Source organism: Roseateles sp. P2_H4, from assembly GCF_056403315.1.
Genome location: NZ_JBFUFR010000039.1, coordinates 1 through 17,975, shown reverse-complemented (window position 1 = coordinate 17,975; position 17,975 = coordinate 1). Strand labels below are relative to the sequence as shown.

General features: G+C 67.9%; 14 protein-coding genes and 1 tRNA gene. 2 read left to right on the top strand and 13 right to left on the bottom strand.

Features of this window, described 5'->3' with window-relative positions; translation table 11 throughout:
* Nucleotides 1-15: 15 nt before the first annotated feature.
* Entirely contained in the window at nt 16-1,044 is a 1,029-nt protein-coding gene (locus AC1DW3_RS24170; protein WP_477935681.1) for a CaiB/BaiF CoA transferase family protein, read from the top strand.
* Between the two features lie 64 nt (nt 1,045-1,108).
* Here the strand turns inward: AC1DW3_RS24170 and AC1DW3_RS24165 are convergent.
* The 6 genes from AC1DW3_RS24165 to AC1DW3_RS24140 form a co-directional block, all read right to left on the bottom strand.
* A tRNA-Arg gene (locus AC1DW3_RS24165) sits at nt 1,109-1,185 on the bottom strand.
* Nucleotides 1,186-1,266: 81 nt separating this feature from the next.
* Nucleotides 1,267-2,514 carry a heme biosynthesis HemY N-terminal domain-containing protein gene (locus tag AC1DW3_RS24160; RefSeq protein ID WP_477935679.1) on the bottom strand — a complete coding sequence of 416 codons (1,248 nt, stop codon included), beginning with the start codon at nt 2,512-2,514 and terminating at the stop codon, nt 1,267-1,269.
* A gap of 2 nt (nt 2,515-2,516) precedes the next feature.
* Nucleotides 2,517-3,650, bottom strand: coding sequence for a uroporphyrinogen-III C-methyltransferase (locus tag AC1DW3_RS24155; RefSeq protein ID WP_477935677.1), 1,134 nt, complete (start codon nt 3,648-3,650; stop codon nt 2,517-2,519).
* A 16-nt stretch (nt 3,651-3,666) separates the two neighbouring features.
* Entirely contained in the window at nt 3,667-4,407 is a 741-nt protein-coding gene (locus AC1DW3_RS24150) for a uroporphyrinogen-III synthase (RefSeq protein ID WP_477935675.1), read from the bottom strand.
* A complete protein-coding gene (gene hemC / locus AC1DW3_RS24145) occupies nt 4,404-5,330 on the bottom strand; it encodes a hydroxymethylbilane synthase (protein WP_477935673.1) in 927 nt (308 codons plus the stop codon). The genes AC1DW3_RS24150 and hemC overlap by 4 nt, the downstream gene beginning before the upstream one ends.
* Nucleotides 5,331-5,337: 7 nt before the next feature.
* A complete protein-coding gene (locus AC1DW3_RS24140; protein WP_477935671.1) occupies nt 5,338-6,156 on the bottom strand; it encodes a DUF6597 domain-containing transcriptional factor in 819 nt (272 codons plus the stop codon).
* A gap of 66 nt (nt 6,157-6,222) precedes the next feature.
* Between AC1DW3_RS24140 and AC1DW3_RS24135 the strand changes: the two genes are divergently transcribed.
* Nucleotides 6,223-6,864, top strand: a complete 642-nt coding sequence (locus AC1DW3_RS24135) for a glutathione S-transferase family protein (protein ID WP_477935739.1) — start codon at nt 6,223-6,225, stop codon at nt 6,862-6,864.
* On the opposite strand, the gene AC1DW3_RS24130 is transcribed toward AC1DW3_RS24135, so the two are convergent.
* The 7 genes from AC1DW3_RS24130 to AC1DW3_RS24100 all read right to left on the bottom strand — a co-directional run.
* Nucleotides 6,842-9,100: a DUF6445 family protein gene (locus AC1DW3_RS24130; RefSeq protein WP_477935669.1), complete on the bottom strand. Its 2,259-nt coding sequence runs from the start codon at nt 9,098-9,100 to the stop codon at nt 6,842-6,844. The genes AC1DW3_RS24135 and AC1DW3_RS24130 overlap by 23 nt on opposite strands.
* Nucleotides 9,097-10,080 carry a cupin-like domain-containing protein gene (locus tag AC1DW3_RS24125; RefSeq protein ID WP_477935667.1) on the bottom strand — a complete coding sequence of 328 codons (984 nt, stop codon included), beginning with the start codon at nt 10,078-10,080 and terminating at the stop codon, nt 9,097-9,099. Before AC1DW3_RS24125 ends, AC1DW3_RS24130 begins: the two co-directional genes overlap by 4 nt.
* Before the next feature lie 5 nt (nt 10,081-10,085).
* The gene (locus tag AC1DW3_RS24120) at nt 10,086-10,781 is read right to left on the bottom strand and encodes a SapC family protein (protein ID WP_477935665.1); all 696 of its coding nucleotides are present in this window, start codon (nt 10,779-10,781) and stop codon (nt 10,086-10,088) included.
* Nucleotides 10,782-10,798: 17 nt separating this feature from the next.
* Nucleotides 10,799-12,361 (bottom strand): tryptophan halogenase family protein, encoded by a 1,563-nt coding sequence (locus AC1DW3_RS24115; RefSeq protein ID WP_477935663.1) that lies wholly within the window; start codon nt 12,359-12,361, stop codon nt 10,799-10,801.
* Nucleotides 12,362-12,521: 160 nt separating this feature from the next.
* The gene (locus AC1DW3_RS24110) at nt 12,522-15,590 is read right to left on the bottom strand and encodes a TonB-dependent receptor (protein ID WP_477935661.1); all 3,069 of its coding nucleotides are present in this window, start codon (nt 15,588-15,590) and stop codon (nt 12,522-12,524) included.
* A gap of 516 nt (nt 15,591-16,106) precedes the next feature.
* Nucleotides 16,107-16,796, bottom strand: coding sequence for a response regulator (locus AC1DW3_RS24105; protein WP_477935660.1), 690 nt, complete (start codon nt 16,794-16,796; stop codon nt 16,107-16,109).
* Nucleotides 16,793-17,975, bottom strand: a 1,183-nt coding sequence (locus AC1DW3_RS24100; protein WP_477935659.1) for an ATP-binding protein, incomplete at its 5' end; no start/stop codon positions are given. The genes AC1DW3_RS24105 and AC1DW3_RS24100, both read right to left, overlap by 4 nt.

Genomic DNA, 17,975 nt, shown 5'->3' with positions numbered 1-17,975 from the left:
GCGAGCATTGTCGCCATGGACTCCTCCTCTAGCCATCGCCCACTGGCCGGCCTCACCGTCATCGAAATGGCCGGCATCGGCCCCTGCCCGCTGGCCGGCATGCTGCTGGCCGACCACGGCGCCGAGGTCATCGTCATCGACAGGCCGGGCGGCCCGGTGCTGGACACGGGCACGGCGCTGGACCGCGGCAAGCGACGTGTCTGCCTGGACCTGAAGACGGCCGAAGGCCTGGCCGAAGCACGTGCGCTGATCGAGAGTGCCGATGCGCTGATCGAAGGCTTTCGCCCCGGTGTCATGGAGCGCCTGGGCCTCGGGCCGGAAGTGTTCGCGGCGGGTCATCCGCGCCTGGTCTACGGCCGCGTGACCGGCTGGGGCCAGACCGGCCCGCTGGCCCAGGCGGCGGGGCATGACATCAACTACGTGGCGCTGACGGGTGTGCTGTCGGTTGCGACGCGTGACGGCGTGGCGCCCAGCATTCCCGCCACGCTGATCGGCGACATGAGCGGCGGTGCGATGTTCCTGGCCTTCGGCTTGATGGTCGCGCTGTGGGAGGCCCAGCGCAGCGGCCGCGGCCAGGTCGTCGACGCGGCGATGGTGGACGGCGTGGGCCTGCTGTCCAGCCTGCTGCATTCGCTGCGCGCCGCGGGCCGCTGGAGCGAGACGCCGGCGCAGAACTTCTTCCTGCACAGCTCGCCCTTCTACGACTGCTTCGAATGCGCCGACGGCCGCTTCGTGTCTCTCGGTGCGTTGGAGCCGCAGTTCTATGCCGAGTTGCTGCAACGCCTGGACCTGGACGACGTCGACCCCAAGGCCCAGCACGACCGCAGGCAATGGCCAGCGCTGCGCGAGCGCGTCGCGGCGCGCATCCGCGACAAGACGCGCGACGAATGGTCAGCGGTGCTGGAGGGCACGAACGTCTGCTTTGCGCCAGTGCTGACACTGGCCGAAGCGCCCTTGCATCCGCATGCCCAGGCCCGCGGCAGCTTTGTTCAAGCCGAGGACGGCCACTGGCAACCCGCGGCGGCGCCGCGCTTCAAGCGGTAATTGCGAGGCACAAAGAAAAACGCCTCGGAGCAAGCTCCGAGGCGTTTCCATTTCTTCTTGTTTTTGGTGCGGCTGGCAGGATTCGAACCCACGACCCCTTGGTTCGTAGCCAAGTACTCTATCCAACTGAGCTACAGCCGCTGAAGCCTCACAGTATAGCCAGATTTTCAGGGGTCCGGCAAGACTTCGGCATTTTTTTCGAAATAGTTTCCGTGGCGCGCCTCATGGCAGGCGCGCGGCGGCTTCGAAGCAGCGCGCGCGGCGGCTTTCGTCGCCTTCCTGTTCGGCCAGCGCGGCGAGCGCCAGCCAGCTGCGCCGGCGTGCCGGGCCGGCCATCGTCACGTCATCGGCGGCGGCCTCGAGCATCAGGCGCGCCTTGCCCCAGAGTTGGCGCTCGGCCAGCGCATGGCCCAGCGCATAGGCCAGGGCTCGCTCGCGCGGAAAGCGCGACTGGGCAGACTCCAGGCGCTGCAGCCAGTCGGGGCCGCAGCCGGCCAGCACCGGCACCAGGGCGTTGGCGAGGGCGGTGCGGTCATCGGACTGGAGTTCGGCCAGGTCGTCGAAGAAGGGCCGCAGCCAGCCACGGCCGTCATCCGGCGCGCCCAACTGGCCCGAGCACTGGGCGGCGCGGGCGGCGACCAGCGGGTCGCGACGATCCGCCGGGTCGAGTTGCTGCCAGACCGAACGGAGCTGGTCGACGTCACGCGCGCCATCGAGGGCTTCGAAGGCCAGCGAGCGCAGCAGGCCCTGGGCCGCCACCTTGGAAAAGGCCTGGTGCTTGGCGAGCAGGCGCGCGGTGCGCAGCGCATCCAGCGGCTGCCGGGCCAGGCGCGAGGCCTGCAGACGCAGGCGCAGGGCCTGGGTGCGGCGGGCAACGCCGGGGGCGAGCTCGCCGAGCACGCTGAGCGCACGCGTGGCGTCGCGGTCATCCAGGGCCCATTCGGCGGCCAACAGGCGGGCACCGTCTTCCTGCGCGCGCGCGCCGCCGGTGCGGTGGGCCAGGTCGAGGGCGCGGGCCAGTTGCTCGTCGCGATGGCGGCGGTCCTGCAGACGGTGGGCGCTCGCCGCGGCCAGCAGATGGGCCAGGGCCATGAAGGACTGGTCCGCCGCCAGCTCGGGCGTCGCGGACTGGATGTTGAGTGCCTTCTGCGCCGCCTTCTGGGCGCGGCTGAAGCGCGCGCCGAAGAGCTCGACCAGGGCCTCGCGCAGGGCCAGCTGGGCGCTGCGCTCGCGCTGGGCCAGGCGCCATTCGCGGGCGCGCTTGGGCAGGGTCGTCAGCGCCTCGATGGCCTGGATGGCCGTGACGAGGGCAAAGCAGCTGGCGACCAGCAGCAGCAGGAAGAGGTTGAGAGAGATGTCGACGCGCCAGCCGGCCCAGTAGAAGCTGGCAAGACCGTCATTGCTGCCCAGGGTCAGCGCCGCAACCACGGCGACGACGAAAAGCAGGACCAGCCAGATGACCAAGCGCATGATCAGCGCCCCGCGGCTGCAGCGGTCAGTGCGGCCAAGGTGTCATCGGGTCTGGGCACGCTGACCTGGCGCGCCTGGCCCGACACCTGGCGCAGCAGCTCGGCCACGCCGGCCACCTTGCGCGAGCGGGTATCGAAGTAGCGGCTCAGCATTTCCTGGCTGTCACGCAGATCGGACTGGGCGGTGTCGAACTGGCGGCTCAGCAGCGCCAGGCGCGCGTTGAGCAATCGCAGCTTGAGGTTCTCGCGCAGGAAGAAGCTCTGGTCGGGCGAGATCAGCGCCGCCTCGGGGTGATCGATGCGGGTCACGCGCAGCAGCGTGCGGGCCTCGCCCCAGACCAGACCGGTCCAGCTGGAAAGCTGCTGGGAAGCCTGCCACCACCACAGCGAGACCTTGCCGTCGGCCGCGGCGGCGGCCTGTTCGCGTTGCAGCTTCAGCGCCCGCTCGCGTTCCTTGGCGGCATCGCCGTTGCGATCGTCACGTTGCTTGGGTGCGGCCTCGTTGCCCGACACCAGCGGCAGCTCGTCGGCCATGCGCACCACTTCGTCGAGCTTGATGGTCAGCGTGGACACATCGACGACGGCGACCGCCTTGACGCGGTCCAGGTCGCGCGCGACGGCGCGGCGCACGCCCTCCATGCGCGGCTGCTTGTAGCGCAGCAGGCGTTCGTCGGCCTGCTTCAGCGTGGCCACCAGGGGTTCGGCGCTGCCGGTGATCTGGGTCTGCTGCAGAGCCACGCGGATGGCGGCCTCGATGTCGCCGACGACGTTCTCGTCGCGCGAGCGCGACATGGACTGGATCAGCTCCTCCAGCTGCCCGCGCTGCAGCGCCACTTCGGCCAGGCGGGCATCCAGCAGGGAAACCTTGGCGGCCGTGTCGCGCACCAGTTCGGCCGACTGCTTGGCTGCCAGCCGCGCCTCGGTGGCCTGGGCCTGGCTGGCTTCCTGGCGGCGCACCAGTTCCTGCTCCAGGGACTGCTGGCGTGACAGGCTTTGCCAGGCGAGCGCCACGCAAAGCAGCACGGCGGCGCTCAGCAGGGCCAGCAACCAGGGCAACCAGGCCGGCAATGCAGGGGCGACAGGGGACGGCGGGGCGGCGGGTTCGGCCGCGGCGACAACGGAAATCGGCTCACTCACAGTGCGATGGATTCTGTCAGAGGCCTTTCAGGGCCTGAGTCACCGCTTCAGGGGCCGGTCGCGCCAAAACCACAGGGTCGAAACCGGCGGCCCGGGCCGCTTCGGCGATGCGGGCATGGGTGGCGATGGCGCGCTGGCCGGTCAGGCCCGCGCCGTGAAGATGGCCGACGGCCTCGGCGCTGCTGAACAGCCACACAAAGGCTGTGGGCTCTGCACGGATGGCGTCCAGCAAGGACTGCTCGGCTGCGTCGAAGCGAGGCCCAGCGCGGTGGTAAGTCGTCACCGCCTCGACCTGCGCGCCTTCGGCCGTCAGCCTCTCGGCCAGCCATTCCCGGCCCCCGTCACCACGCAGCAGCAGCACGCGGGCGCCGGCCCAATCGCGCCGGGGTGACAGTTGTTGCCAGAGGTGTTCGGAGTCCAGGCTGGCGGCGTCGGCGGCCGGCTGGACGATCTGGTCGTCCGGCACGCCGCGCTCGATCAACGCCTGGGCACTGCCCGGACCCACGCAGGCAGCCAACGTGTGGGCGGGCCAGAGTCGGTCCGCGTGGCCGAAGAATTGCTCGACGGCATTGGGGCTGACGAAGACGACGAGGTCCACATCGGGCAGGCGGCCCCAGGCCTCGACGACCGGTGCCGGATCGCGCGCCGGCAGGATCTCGATGAGGGGCAGGGCCACCGCTTGAACGCCCAGTTCGGACAAGCGCGCCAGCCAGGCCGCGCACTGCGGCCTGGGGCGAGTGACGATGAGCGTCGTCATCCAGGCAGGTAGGAGCCCGCACCCAGCTCGCGCAGGCGCGCCGCGGCCTGCTGGCCCAGAGCACGCGCGGCCTCCACCGCCGTCACATCGCCGGCGACGCTCGCACGCAGCAGCGGCTCGGTGTGGGTCTCGGCATGGCCCAGCGCCGCGTCCAGGCGCAGCGTCGCGCCCTGCCAGTGGGCGTGGGCCGCCAGCGGCAGGCTGCAGCTGCCGCCCAGCGCGCGCGACACGGCGCGCTCGGCTTCGCAGGCCAGCAGCGTCGGCAGGTGGATCAGCTTCGCCAGCGCCTCGTTCAGCGCGGTGTCATCGGCACGGATCTCCAGGCCGAGGGCGCCCTGCCCTGCGCAAGGCAGCATCTCGTCGATCTCGAACAGCCGGCGCACACGGTTCGCCAGGCCCAGGCGCTTCAGGCCGGCCGCGGCCAGCACGATGGCGTGATAGCCGCCTTCGTCGAGCTTGCGCAGCCGCGTGTCGAGGTTGCCGCGCAGCGGCTCGACGCGCAGGTCGGGCCGCAGGCTGAGCAGCTGGGTCACGCGGCGCAGGCTGGAACTGCCGACCACCGCGCCCTCGGGCAGCTCGGCCAGCGAGGCGTAGTCGTTGGAGACGAAGGCGTCGCGCGGGTCCTCGCGCTCAAGCACGGCGGCCAGCGTGAAGCCTTCGGGCAACTCCATCGGCACGTCCTTCAAAGAATGCACGGCCAACTGGGCGCGGCCCTCGGCCAGGGCCGTCTCCAGCTCCTTCACGAACAGGCCCTTGCCGCCGATCTTGGACAGCGTGCGATCGAGGATCTGGTCGCCGCGCGTCGTCATGCCGAGCAGCGCGGCCTGGATGCCGAGTTCGCCGACGAGGCGGGCCTGCACGTGCTCGGCCTGCCACAGCGCCAGCCGGCTTTCGCGCGTGGCGATGGTGATGGAAGTGGTCATCTGGCGATTATCGAGGCGGGCTGCGGTAGGCCTGGGGTGGCTTGCCGACGAGGCGGCTGAAGTCGCGGGTCAGATGGGCCTGGTCGTAATAGCCCAGGCGCTGGGCGAGGTCGGCCAGGTCCAGCTCGGCGCCGCTGGCGAGCTGGTCGGCCGCCTCGTGCAGGCGGTAGCGGCGGATGACCCATTTGGGGCTGACGCCGACATAGTCGCTGAACCAGGCCTGCAGAGTGCGCATGCCCACACCCGCGTGCTCGGCCAGTGCGTCCACGCGGGTCAGCGTGGTGTCGTTCTGGGCCAGGGCCAGGATGGCGTTGAGCCGGTCCACCTTGGGGTCAGGCTCGCCGAGCAGCGGGCGCAGCAGGGCTTCAGCGGCGGCGATCATGCCGGCGTCATCCGGCTGGCTCAGCACGGCGTGCTCGGCCTGGGCGTCATCCACGGGCAGCACGGCCGACAGCGGCAGGTGGATGTCGGTGAGGGTGTGCAGCGGGCGCCCGAGCAGGCCGCGAAAGCCGCCGGGCCGAAAGCGCAGGCCCAGGCCGCGGTTGGCGCCTGTGAGCCGGTGCTCATAGGAACCGCTGACGACGCCGAAGATGGCCGTCAGCTCGGCGTCGAAGACGATATTGACGACCGGGTAGGGCAAGGTGCGCTGCACGAAGTCGGGCTGGCCGCGCAGATCCCATTCGACGATCCAGTGGTAGTCCAGGAAGGGCGCGAGGTCGGGCGCTGGCTCGTAGCGGGCGAGGCGGAACTTGCGCTGCGCGGTGGCCGGGTCGACGACGCCCTTGGCCCGGCTGGTCACGGCGCGCAACGGGGTGGTGGCGGTCATGCGTGTTTTTCCAAGACGGCGGCAGGGGCCGCAGCCTACAACGGCGCCTCCTTCACTCCATCCCACATCGCCATGAGCCGCTTCGTCACCCTCTTCCACGCCCCCAACAGCCGCTCCGCCGGCGTGCGCATCCTCGTCGAGGAGCTGCAGGCCGAACACGAACTGCAGGTGCTCGACCTGACCAGGAAGCAGCAGCGCGAACCCGCCTACCTCGCCGTCAACGCCATGGGCAAGGTGCCGGCCCTGCTGCACGAGGGCGTGCTCATCACCGAACAGGCCGCCGTCTACCTCTACCTGGCCGAGCTCTATCCCGAGCGCGGCCTGGCGCCGCCGGTGGGCGACCCGTTGCGCGGCAGCTTCCTGCGCTGGATGGTGTTCTACGGCTCCTGCTTCGAACCGGCGATGACGGACCGGGCCCTCAAGCGCGAGGACTGCCAGCCGTCCTGGTCGCCCTATGGCGACTTCGACAGCGTCGTGCGCCTGGTGCAACAGCAACTGGAGGACGGCCGGACCTGGTGGCTGGGCGAGCGCCTGACGGTGGCCGACTTTCTATGGGGCAATGCGCTCGCCGACATGCTGGCCTTCAAGATGATGCCGGCGACGCCGGCCGTGGAGGCCTACGCGGCGCGCCTGCGGTCCCGCCCGGCCGCGCAGCGCTCCCTGGCGCTGGATGCCGAACTGGCGGCTAGGCAGGCTGGCGGCTCTTGAAGAAGGCGTTGATGGTGAGGCGGCCCATGCCGGTCTGGTAGCCGGCCTTGGCAGCGGGCCAGTTGATGTCGCCGGTATGGAAGATGCTGCCGCTGTAGAAGATGGCACGGTTCCACTTGGCCGGCACCCGGCCGATGACCTCGAAGTAACGGTTGCTCTCGGTCATGTAGCCAGGCGCGATGCCGTACTTGTCGCTGAAGGCGCTGCCGTTCAGCGTGTTGGAGTCGCGCATGAACTGGCGCGTCTCCGCGTCGGACATCAGCGAACGGAAGAACACGGTGCCCCCCAGTTGCTCGTCCTTGAACAGGTAGTGCACGGATGCCGAGATCACCTCGCCCGGCCCGATGGCGGAGTCGTCGCGGTGGCAGATGCGCTGGCGCGGGTCCAGCGTCGTGGCGTCCTGGGTGACACGCGAGAAGCGGCCGAACATGCCCAGCCCCGGGCCGGCACCCAGCCGGGGGCGCAGGTGCTGTTCGAAATAGCCCCCCAGTGCGCCGGCGATGCCGTCCGGCAGTGCCAGCTGCGGGCCGGGATAGGGATGGCCGGCGGGCGCCTCGAACTGGCCGGCCTGGGCCTGGGCGAGCGCCAGGAGGGCCTCGGGGTCTTGCGCGAAGTCGTCGACCACGTAGACCGTCGCGCCGTTGGACAGCTGCACCGTCTCCAGACGAGCGTTGGGGTTGATGCGCAGCTCGGGGCCGACGACAGGCTTGTTCGTGACCAGGTCGAGCTTGGGTGCGGGGCAGAAGCCGTCGATGAACTGCTGGTGCTTGGGCAACTTCATCAGCGTGCGCGCCACATCCTTGCGGATGTCGCCGAGGAACTCCGCGAGGTTGCGGTTGTCCATGTTGCGAGTGATGGGGTGGTGGCTGGCAGGCGTGATGCCCTGCCCCATCATGACCTGCACCCAGGAGTTCTCGGCGAACAGCTCGCCCTGGTTCAGCATGATGCGGGCGGTGTCGCGGAAATGCTGGATGCGGTGCTTGAGCAGCGGCGGCACATCCATCTCGCGACAGTCACGCCAGAAGGCCGAGTCCGTGCGGTTGTTGACGTGGTAGTGCAGGATGATGAAGTCGCGGACGATCTCGATCGCCTCCTGCGTCTGCCGGTTGTACTCGTCGATATCGCTCTGGCGGACGCCGTCGGTCGGGAAGAGTTCGACGAGGCGGGTCAGGCCCTTCTGGATCAGGTGGATGCTGGTGGATTCAATCGGCTCCAGGAAGCCGCTGGCCAGGCCAATGGCGACGCAGTTCTTCTTCCAGACCTGCTGGCGCTGGCCCGGTGTGAACTTGATGACGCGCGGCGGGCGCAACACCTCGCCCTGCACGTTGGCGAGCAGCGCGGCCTTGGCTTCGTCGTCGCTGATGTGCTTGCTGCTGAACACGACGCCGTTGCCGACGCGGTGCTGCAGCGGGATGCGCCACTGCCAGCCCCAGGGGTGGGCGATGGCGCGGGTGTAGGGCACCGGCTCGCCGACCAGCGTGGTCTGCACAGCCAGCGCGCTGTCGCAGGGCAGCCAGTGCGACCAGCTCTCGTAGGGCACGCCCAGCGTCTCGCCGATGAGCAACGCACGCATGCCGGTGCAGTCGATGAAGAAGTCGCCTTCGATCAGCGCGCCGCCATCGAGTTGCAGGCCGGTGATGTCGCCGCTGGCAGCGTCGGTGTGGACCTTGGCGATCTTGCCTTCGATGCGCTGCACGCCCAGCGCTTCGGAGAAGCGGCGCAGGTACTGGCCGTAGAGCGTCGCGTCGAAGTGATAGGCGTAGTTGATGCCGTTGTCGGGCAGCGTCGCGAAGCGGTTGTCCAGCCCGGCGCGCAGCTCCAGGCAGTAGTCGCCGTAGTCGCTCGCCAGGCCACGCTTGCGGCCTTCCAACCAGAAATGGTGGAAGCCGGCCGTCCAGTGACCCTTGCCGGTCTTGCCGAAGGAGTGGAAGTAGTTCTCGCCGACGTTGCGCCAGTTCTCGAAGCTGATGCCGAGTTTGAACGTGGCCTGCGTGGCCTGGATGAACTCGCGCTCGTCCAGGTCCAGGATCTCGTGCAGGATGTGCAGCGTCGGGATCGTGGCCTCGCCGACGCCGACCGTGCCGATCTCCTCGGACTCGACGAGGCGGATGTCGTAATGCTTGCCCAGGCATTTGGACAGGCCCGCGGCCACCATCCAGCCAGCAGTGCCGCCGCCGGCGATGACGACGCGACGGATGGGTTTTGGAGCGGTGGTCATGGTCGTGGAAGAGCTCATCGTTTGAGTCGGTTCTGCAGCATCGAGCGCAGCTGACGCGCGCTGTTGTCGGTCATCGGCGCGAGGATGCCGCGCGCAGCGGGCGGGATGTGGGCGGCCGTCTGTTCATCGGCGTCGAAGACGTAGTGGTTGAACAGCGCGCGCCAGGTATCGCGCTGGGCCGGCGGCAGGTCGCGCAGCGATAGCAGGGCCATCAACAGCGTGTTGATCGGCTCGTCCATGAAGGCCGGGGACTGCCGCCACCAGAAGTTGACGAGCGCGCTGATGGGTTCCAGCGACTCCACGCCATGCCACCACTGGCTGGGGATGAAGAGCGCATCGCCTGGCAGCAATTCGAAGGTTTGCGCATGCTCCAGCGCTTGCGCGTAACGCGGAAAGCGGTCGAGGTCGGGACGCGCGTGATCGACGAGGCTGATCGGCTGGCCGGCGGGCGTCAGGTCCAATGGGCCGATGTAGAGGTTGGCCACCTGCTCGGGCGGGAACAGCGTGAAGCGGCGCCGGCCCGCGACGACACAGGCCATGTTGTCCGGCAGGTCGAAATGCGTGGCCACCTGCATGCGGTTGCCGAGCCACAGACTGACGTGCGGTTGCAGGCCGGCGAGGGCGGGCAGGTCGTTGTGCTGGCGCAGGCCGGGAAAGGCCCTGTCGATCTCCGTCGAGCCGAGGTAGAGCGCATCGGGCGTGCCGGCAAGCAGTTCGTCCAGCAGCGCGCCAAAGGTGTGGACCTCGTGCTGGAAGTTGAAGCCGCTGAACTCGTCGTTGTAGAAGAAGCGCCCGCCGATCTCCGGCGCACCGCGCCAGAGGGCCAGGCGTGTGCTGGCGCCGAAGCGCCGCAGGTAGTCGCAAAAGTCGGCGTCGGACCGCTGCGCGGCCTGCACCAGCGGCCAGCGCTCGACCAAGCCGCGCATCAGCACGGGCTGGGTGGACTGGAGCACGTCTGCCGGGATCGCCTCGGCGCTCACATCACTGCGCTCCGACATCCTGCTCACACCTCGCGTGCGAGGTGGCGCTTGATCAGCTTTGTGAAGTTGGACAGCGAAGCGATGGCCATGTAGATGGGCTGCAGGTAGTCGGCCTGGTGCAGCAGGCCGACGGTGCTGGCGTCCAACGCGGCGAGGCGCTCCTCCTGGATGATGTAGTAGCCCGCCAGCTGACCATGCGAGCCGTCAGGGCGCTCCACGTCGAGCACGAAGGACTCGAGCAGTTCGTACTTCATCAGCGTCTGGATGAAGTCGGTCGTGGCCTCTAGGCCCTCATGCAGCGTGCGCAGCACGGAGTTCGCGTTCTCGGTCAGATCAGTCGTGCCACCCTGCGGCAGGAAGACGGCTTCGCCCTCGGCACCGTGGCTGATGCGCTTGCTGTCCATGTCGACCATCATGCGCATTTCGTCTTCGGCAATGCCGATGGAGAAAGGCAGACGTTGCACGGACAGCGGCAGGTAGTCAGCGTCCCAGCCCTCGCCGTTCAGGAACAGGTTCTCGCCCTCCTGCAGGCCGAACAGCACCGCCGGCGCGAAGCCGCCCTTGTCATCCGGCTGGAAGACGATGGGGTAATGCGCCTGGAGCTTGCGGAATTCGTCCACGGTCACGGGCGCCGACATGATGTCGTCGCCCCATTGCGCGCCACGCTGGGTAATGACGCGCAGGTCCTTGTGCTGGACGTTGTTGAGGATTTGCAGCATGGGGTCTCGTCGGTGGGTCAGGCGGCCAGCGGCATGCCGTGCGCGCGGATGTGTTGGATGAGGTCGCGGTGGCGGGGCAGGCCGCCCAGCAACCGCCGGGTGATTGTCGTCACGTCCTTCATGCAGGACTGGGCCGCGGACAGCCGGTCCGGGCGCAGCGCGCGGGACGCGGGCTTGAATTGCATGCCGTAGAGCACGTACTGGTAGCTGGCTGCGGGAAAGACTTCCTCCACGCGGTAGAAGTCGTTGCGCGACGGCGCGCGATGTCGCCAGAGCTGCAACAACTCGCGCAGCGAGTCGGGCTGCGTGGCCAGCGCACGGTGCTCGCGCCAGTAGTCGGCGTCGTCGCGGCGGCTCAGCACATAGTGCAGCTTCAGGAAGTCGATGATGCGGGCCCAGCGGTAGGCAAACGCATCGTTGAAACGCCGGGCGACGAGGTCCATGTCGGCCCGGTGGGTCGGCATCTCGTCGCGGATGAAAGCGGCCGACAGTTCGACCAGCGCCAGCGCCGACGCCTCCAGTGGCTCGATGAAGCCGGCGGCCAGGCCGACAGCGACGCAGTTGCGGTGCCAGAAGTGCTCGCGATAACCCGGGCTGAAGCGGATCCGGCGCAGCGCGGCACCGGCCTGTGCCAGCCCACAGCGCTCCAGATAGCCCGACAGCGCACGCTCCGCGGCCGCGTCGTCGGTGTGGCTGCTTGAATAGACCAGGCCGATACCCCGTCGCGTGGGCAGGCCGATGTCCCAGGTCCAGCCTTCAGCGTGGGCGGTGGCGATGGTCGCTGACGCCAGCGGTGCCTGCGCGTCGGCATGCGGCACCTGGATGGCCAGCGCGCTGTCGTTGAACAGCACGCCTTGTTCGGAGCGCAAGCCAACGCCGTAGTGCTGGCCCAGCAGCAGGCAGGCCAGGCCCGAGCAATCGATGAAGAGATCGCCTGCCAGGTCGCCATGCTCGCGGGTGGCGAGCGCGGCGATGTCGCCGTTCTCGTGCGAGCGCACTTCAGTGAAATGATCGACGACGTGGCGCACGCCGAGCACGGTCGTCGCATGTCGCCGCAGCAGCAGACCGAGCTTGACCGCGTCGAAGTGGTAGCCATAGTTCATGACGCCATCGAAGTCCGGCGTCGTCGTCTGCTTGGGCGCGAGGTGGGCGTCGCACAGATGCGGCTGAGCGCCGACGCTTTCGGCAAAACCCTGCTCACGCCCGCCCTGCAACCAGGCGCCGGCGAGATCGACGTCGCCGTGCCGGTGCGGCAGCGTGAAGGGGTGGTAGTAGCGGTCACCCGCGCCGCCATGCAGCCAGCCGTCGAAACGGGAGCCCTGCTTGAACGACGCGTCGCATTCGCGAACCAGGTCGACCTCGCTGAGGCCGATGCGGTGCAGCGTGGCGCGCATCGTCGGCCAGGTGCCTTCGCCCACGCCGATGGAGGGCACGTCGGGGGATTCGATGAGCGTGATCTGCAGCGCGTCGGGGCCGTCACCGCCCAGTTCCGCCGCCAGGGTCGCAGCCGTCAACCAACCGGCCGAGCCTCCCCCCAGCACCACGATACGTCGAACGGCTCTCGTCACCTCGGAACTCATCCCGCAAAGTATGGCCGTGCGGGTGCCGGGCACGCCGCAAAGGCCGAGGAATTCTGAAAGGAAATTTGGCCGAGGTGGGCGTTGCGCGCCCGCCTCGGCCAATCTGGGTCGCCCGGCGAACGGCCCCGAGGGGCGTTTACCGGGCGGCGGTGCTCATCGCTCAGAAGCGATAGCGAGCACCGACCAGGTAACGGCGGCCCGTCTGGATGGCGGAGATGATCTCGTTCTTGCTGCGGCCATGGGTGCGGATGTAGCCATCGTTCAAGTTCAGCAAGTCGGCCTGCAGGGTCAGGTTCTTGCCAATCTTGTAGCCGATGGACGCGTCCACCTGACCAAAGGCCTCGGTGTACCGCGGGTTGTTGCCGTTGTCGTTACCCAAGAGGAACGAATCGCGCCAGTTGTAGGCGGCACGAATCGACCACACCTCGTTTTCGAAGAAGCCCACCAGGTTGGCGGAATCGCTGACACCCACCAGAGGCGACTGCACATCGGTGCTTGAAGCGTCGTTGCGGTACTTCAAGCCGCTGCGGACCTTGGTGTAGTTGCCCGAAACACCGAAGCCACTGCTGGCGAACATGTGCTGGAAGTTGAACTCCAGGCCCTTGATGTTGTCGCCACCGGCATTCGACGGCGTCGTGATGTCAAAGATCAGCGGCTGGGCGCCGGGGATCGTGCCCGCAATGTTGCCCTTCAGGAAGGTCGGGTCGCTGGCATCGGTGACCGTGACGCCCGGCTGGCCGTTGTAGTGCTGGAAGATGTAGTTGCGCAGCAGCTTGGGACTGTCAGCAGGAATACCCGCCGCCCGGGCGGCGTCGAAATACGTGCCGCTGGCAGGCTGGTTCAGGCCGGCGAACGTTTGCTGAACCGTCTTCGTGGTGAAGAAGTCGGTCACCTTCTTGTAGAAGGCGCCCGCTGCCACATACGACGACTTGGCGTAGTAGTACTCGGCGGACAGGTCCAAGTTCTTGGACTTGAGCGGCTTCAGTGCCGGGTCACCGGTCGAACCGGCGCCGTGGATGTTGTAGCGGCCCGAGTTCGCGTTCAGAGCGACACCGCCCAGCATGCTGCCGAAGTCCGGGCGACCGATGTTCACGCCGTAGCTCGCACGCACCTTGATGTCGGACGTCAGGTCGGCATCCCAGTCAATGCTGGGCAGCCAATAGCTGTACTTGCCGTCCTTGGTACCGAAGGTCGTGGTTGCGCCATCGAGCCTCACCTCGTTTTCCGCATACCAGGTGGTGCCGTTGTAGGAGGTGACTTGTGACGAGGACGTGATCTTCGTCTGCTCATAGCGCAGACCGACCGACAGGTTCATCGGGATGGACGTGTCGAACGAGTGGTCCCACTGGCCATAGGCCGCGGTGGACTTTTCGGTGGTGCGCCAATCGTTGCCGTTGGTGAAGTCGGTATACGGCTTGAAGTAGGCGTCTGCCTCTGCCGCGCTCAGCGGATTGCCCGGCGGGAGCGACGTCGGACGATACGTCTGCGCGTTCTTGACGGCCTGCGCGCGCAGTTGGTCGAAGTTCGGCACGTAGAACGTGGGGAACTGGCGCGAGTCGCCGCTGCCGGGAATCTGGCCGTAGAAGCTGGCGATGTTGTACTGGGCCACGGTCATGTCTTTGAACGAGCCTTGCGGGCCGATGCCACCCCAGTCGCCGTGGAAGTTGTTCGAGCCGGCCGAGCGGTTCTTCAGCTTGGTGAAACCAAGACCCGCCAGCAGCTTGTCATCGGTGCTCAGCTTGTAGGTGCCGCTGACCTGGACCTGGTCGACGTCCTGGTACGAAATGTTGTTCGTGAACTGAGAACCCGTGACGGTGGTCTTGTTGGCGTCGTACTTCAAGCCGGGCGACTGCATGACCGGGAACTTCTGGTCGTAGAACATCGTCGTGTTGCCCTGGTTGAACAGTGCCAGGTCAATGACGTTGGTATCGCCATAAGGGCTGTCCGGATTCGTCCGGGACGTCGACTTATGAGCGTCTAAATCAAAGTTCAGCTTTTCACTGACCTTCCATGCAGCATTGAAACCGGTGGAGTTCAGCTTGGTCTTGATCGCCTGCTGGGCAACGTACATCGCGTAGTCGTGCGTGCCGTCCCACGTGGCCGTCTGGATGATCGGGTCGTAGACCTTGCTCGTCGCGGAGAACGTCGTGGGCGGCTGGCCATTCAACGGGCCCGAGAACGAGGGGCCGAACCAGGAGGAGTTCTCAACGGCGTTCTGCTTGGTCGCGTTGATGGCAATCGTGTGGTCCAGCGTGAACTTCAGGTCCTTCGTCGGGGCAAACTGCAGGACGGCCTGACCGTTCCAGCGCTCGCGCTCCAGATCGGTCACGCGGTAACGCACGTCATTCGTGTGCGTGACGTAGTTGCCGCTGGTCGGGAAGTTGCTCAGGTTGCTGGCCGGAACACCCCCGTAGGCGGTGCCTGCCGTACCGCTGGTGACGGGCTCGGTTTGCCAACCGTTGCCGGTGAACGCGTTGTTCGAGCCCGAGTTGCGCTTCGAGTAGTTGCCGCTGATCGAGATGCCGACCGTGCGGTCCCCGAAGGTCGTGCTGTAGATGCCGGAGACCTCTGGCGTGACCTTCGAGCCCGCAATCTCGCCCGGCAGGCGGCCGATCGACTGGTCATAGTTGGCCTTGATGCCGATGCTGGCGATGGTTTCGCGCACATCCAGCGGGCGGGCCGTCTTGACGTTGATGGTGGCGCCGATGCCGCCCGTCGGGGACGAGGCACGCGCGGTCTTGTACACCTCCAGCGCGGAAACTGCGTCGGAGGACAGGTTGGCAAAGTCGAAGGCGCGACCGGCACCGTTGGAGGTCGGCATCTGCCGGCCGTTCAGCAGCACCATGTTGAATGCGGGGCCGACACCGCGAACGGTGACTTGCGAGCCTTCACCGCTCATATTGCGGTCGATGGACACGCCGGCGATACGCTGCATCGACTCGGCGAGGTTGGTGTCAGGGAACTTGCCGATGTCTTCAGCAACGATGCCGTCGACCAGACCGCGGTTATCGCGTTTGAGCGTGACAGCGCTGTCTAGCGACTTGCGAATGCCCGTGATGACGACGGTCTCCAGGGACTGCGCGGCAGGGGCGGCTGTGGCACCGGTTTGCTGGGCTTGCACAGCCGCTGCGCCGGTCAGCAGCGCGATCGACGAGGCCCATGCCACCGGCTTGAGCCGTTGCGCGAATTGGGGCGCCCGACGGGCCTTGGAAATCTGGGGGTGTTTCATTTGTCTCCTTACTTGCTTAGGCCGGCTCTTGCAGCCGATTGATGACGACTTTATGGCCCGCTGATGTCAGCGCCTGGTAGCGTTACCAACATCCCCCAAAAAAAGAGGATGCCCTTTGCAGGCGCCGGCGTACTGTACGTTTTGGCCTCCCCACGACTGCTGGGGTTTACGAGAGTTGATGGCGCCATGTGCGCAATCAACAACACCTGCAAAGACGGCTCTTTCCGGGGTCGCCGGACTGCGAATCGTGCGCGGATGCACAACCATCGGGACGAGCCCTGGTAGCGATCTCAGCTTTCAGGCCTGAGACCCATCGATCTGCGGATCAATTCAAATAGACAACGCTGTCAACGATATCCGAATCTGGAACCGGATTCAATTGCGACCGCAGTCTGGTTTACCCGGAATGGGGCTTGAAAGACCCATGATGAAGCAGCCGCGCACCCAGGCAGTGCCCCTCCTTTCAGCCTCGGGTGGACCACCCTTGGCGAGTTGCCCAAAAGCAACGAGGCGCCGTCAGGCCAGATCCAGCCGGTAGCCGACGCCATACACCGAGGTGATGCATTCCTGGGCCGGGCCCAGCGCCGCGAGCTTGCGGCGGATGTTCTTGATGTGGCTGTCGACGACGCGGTCGGACACGTCGCGGAAGTCCTCGTGGATGAGGTCCAGCAACTGGGCCCGCTCGAACACCCGCCCAGGGTGCTGCAGCAACTGGCGCAGCAGGCGGAACTCCACCGGCGTCAGCGCCAGCGCCTGCTCTCGCCAGACGATGCGCTGGCCGCCCTCGTCCACCGCAAAGCCACCGCCCGCCGGCACCAACGTGGCGGGCGCGAGCCGCCCCTGGGCGCGGCGCAGCAGGGCCTTCACCCGGGCGACCAGCTCCCGCGGACTGAAGGGTTTGCAGACATAGTCGTCCGCGCCCAGTTCCAGGCCCAGCAGCCGGTCCAGCTCCTCGACGCGGGCGCTGTTGATGAGGATGGGCACGTCGCTGAAGGCGCGCACGGCGCGGCAGACCTCCAGGCCGTCGAGGCCCGGCAGCATGACGTCGAGCAGCACGGCCGCCGGCATCGGTCCGGTCTTGAGCCGCTCCAGGGCCTGGCGGCCATCGGCCAGCCATTCGCTGCGAAAGCCCGCCGCCTGCAGATAGTCGCGCACCAGCGCCGCGAGCTTGGGCTCGTCTTCGACGATGAGGATGAGGTCACTCATGCATTCCTCCCCTCGGGTTTGAGCGGCAGCGTCAGCACCATGGCCAGCCCGCCCAGCGACGAGGCTTCGGCGCGCAGCCGACCGCCATGGGCCTGCGCGATGGCGCGCGCGATGGCCAGCCCAAGGCCCGAGCCCCCGAAGGCGCGGCTGCGTGAGGGGTCGACGCGGTAGAGCGGGTCGAAGAGCCGGTCCAGCTCGGCCTCGGGCACACCCGGCGGCGTGTCCTCCAGGCGGATCTCGAGGGACGCCCCCAGCGGGCGCGCCGAAATCTGCAGCAGTCCCGGCGCCTCGGTGTAGCGCAGGCTGTTCTCCAGCAGATTGGCCAGCAGCTGGGAGATGCGCACGGCGTCCCAATGCGCGGCGGGCAGCACCGGGGGCACAGGCGCCTCGATGACCAGGCCGCGCGCCTTGGCCCGCGGCGCGATGCGCTCGATGGCGGCCTGCAGCAGCGCGGCCGGCGCCACCGGCTCGAACTCGCAAGGCAGGGAGCGCAGCTCCGACGTCGCCAGCAGATGGAAATCCTCGACGAGGCGGGACAGGCGCTTGATCTCCTCCTGCAGCGAGGCGAGCGCCGCCTGATCCAGCGGGCGGATGCCGTCCACCAGCGCCTCGACCTCGCCGCGCAGCACCGCCAGTGGCGTGCGCAGCTCGTGGGACAACTCGGCGATCCAGCGCTGGCGGCTGGTCTCCAGCCGCTGCAGCGCCTCGGCCATGCCGTTGATGTCGCCCTGCAGGCCCGCGATCTCGCTGGCCCCACCGCCGTCGCGCGGCACGGGCAGGCGCACGCCGAACTCACCCGCCGCGATACGCCGCGCGGCCACCTGGGCCTCGGCCAGCGGGCGCGCCCAGCGCACCGCGAGCAGCCGCGCCAGCACCAGGGCAACCGCCATGACGCCGACGGCGACGGCGCCCAAGCCAATGTACTGGCGGCGCAGGAAGCTTGCGTCCACGCCCTCGGCCGGGCCGGCCCGCTCGGCCAGGCGCAGCACGGCCAAAGTCTGGCCGTTGAGCTTGACGGCGCGGGTCTGGCCGGGGCGGTCCAACGTCTCGCGCCGGCCGGCCAGAGGTGTGACGCCGTCAGCCGCCAGCACGACGATGCGTGGGCCGAAATTGGACGGATCGCGGCGCGGCGGAGGGCCATCGCGGCGCGGCGGCGGCCGGCCGTCGGCGCCGCCGGGG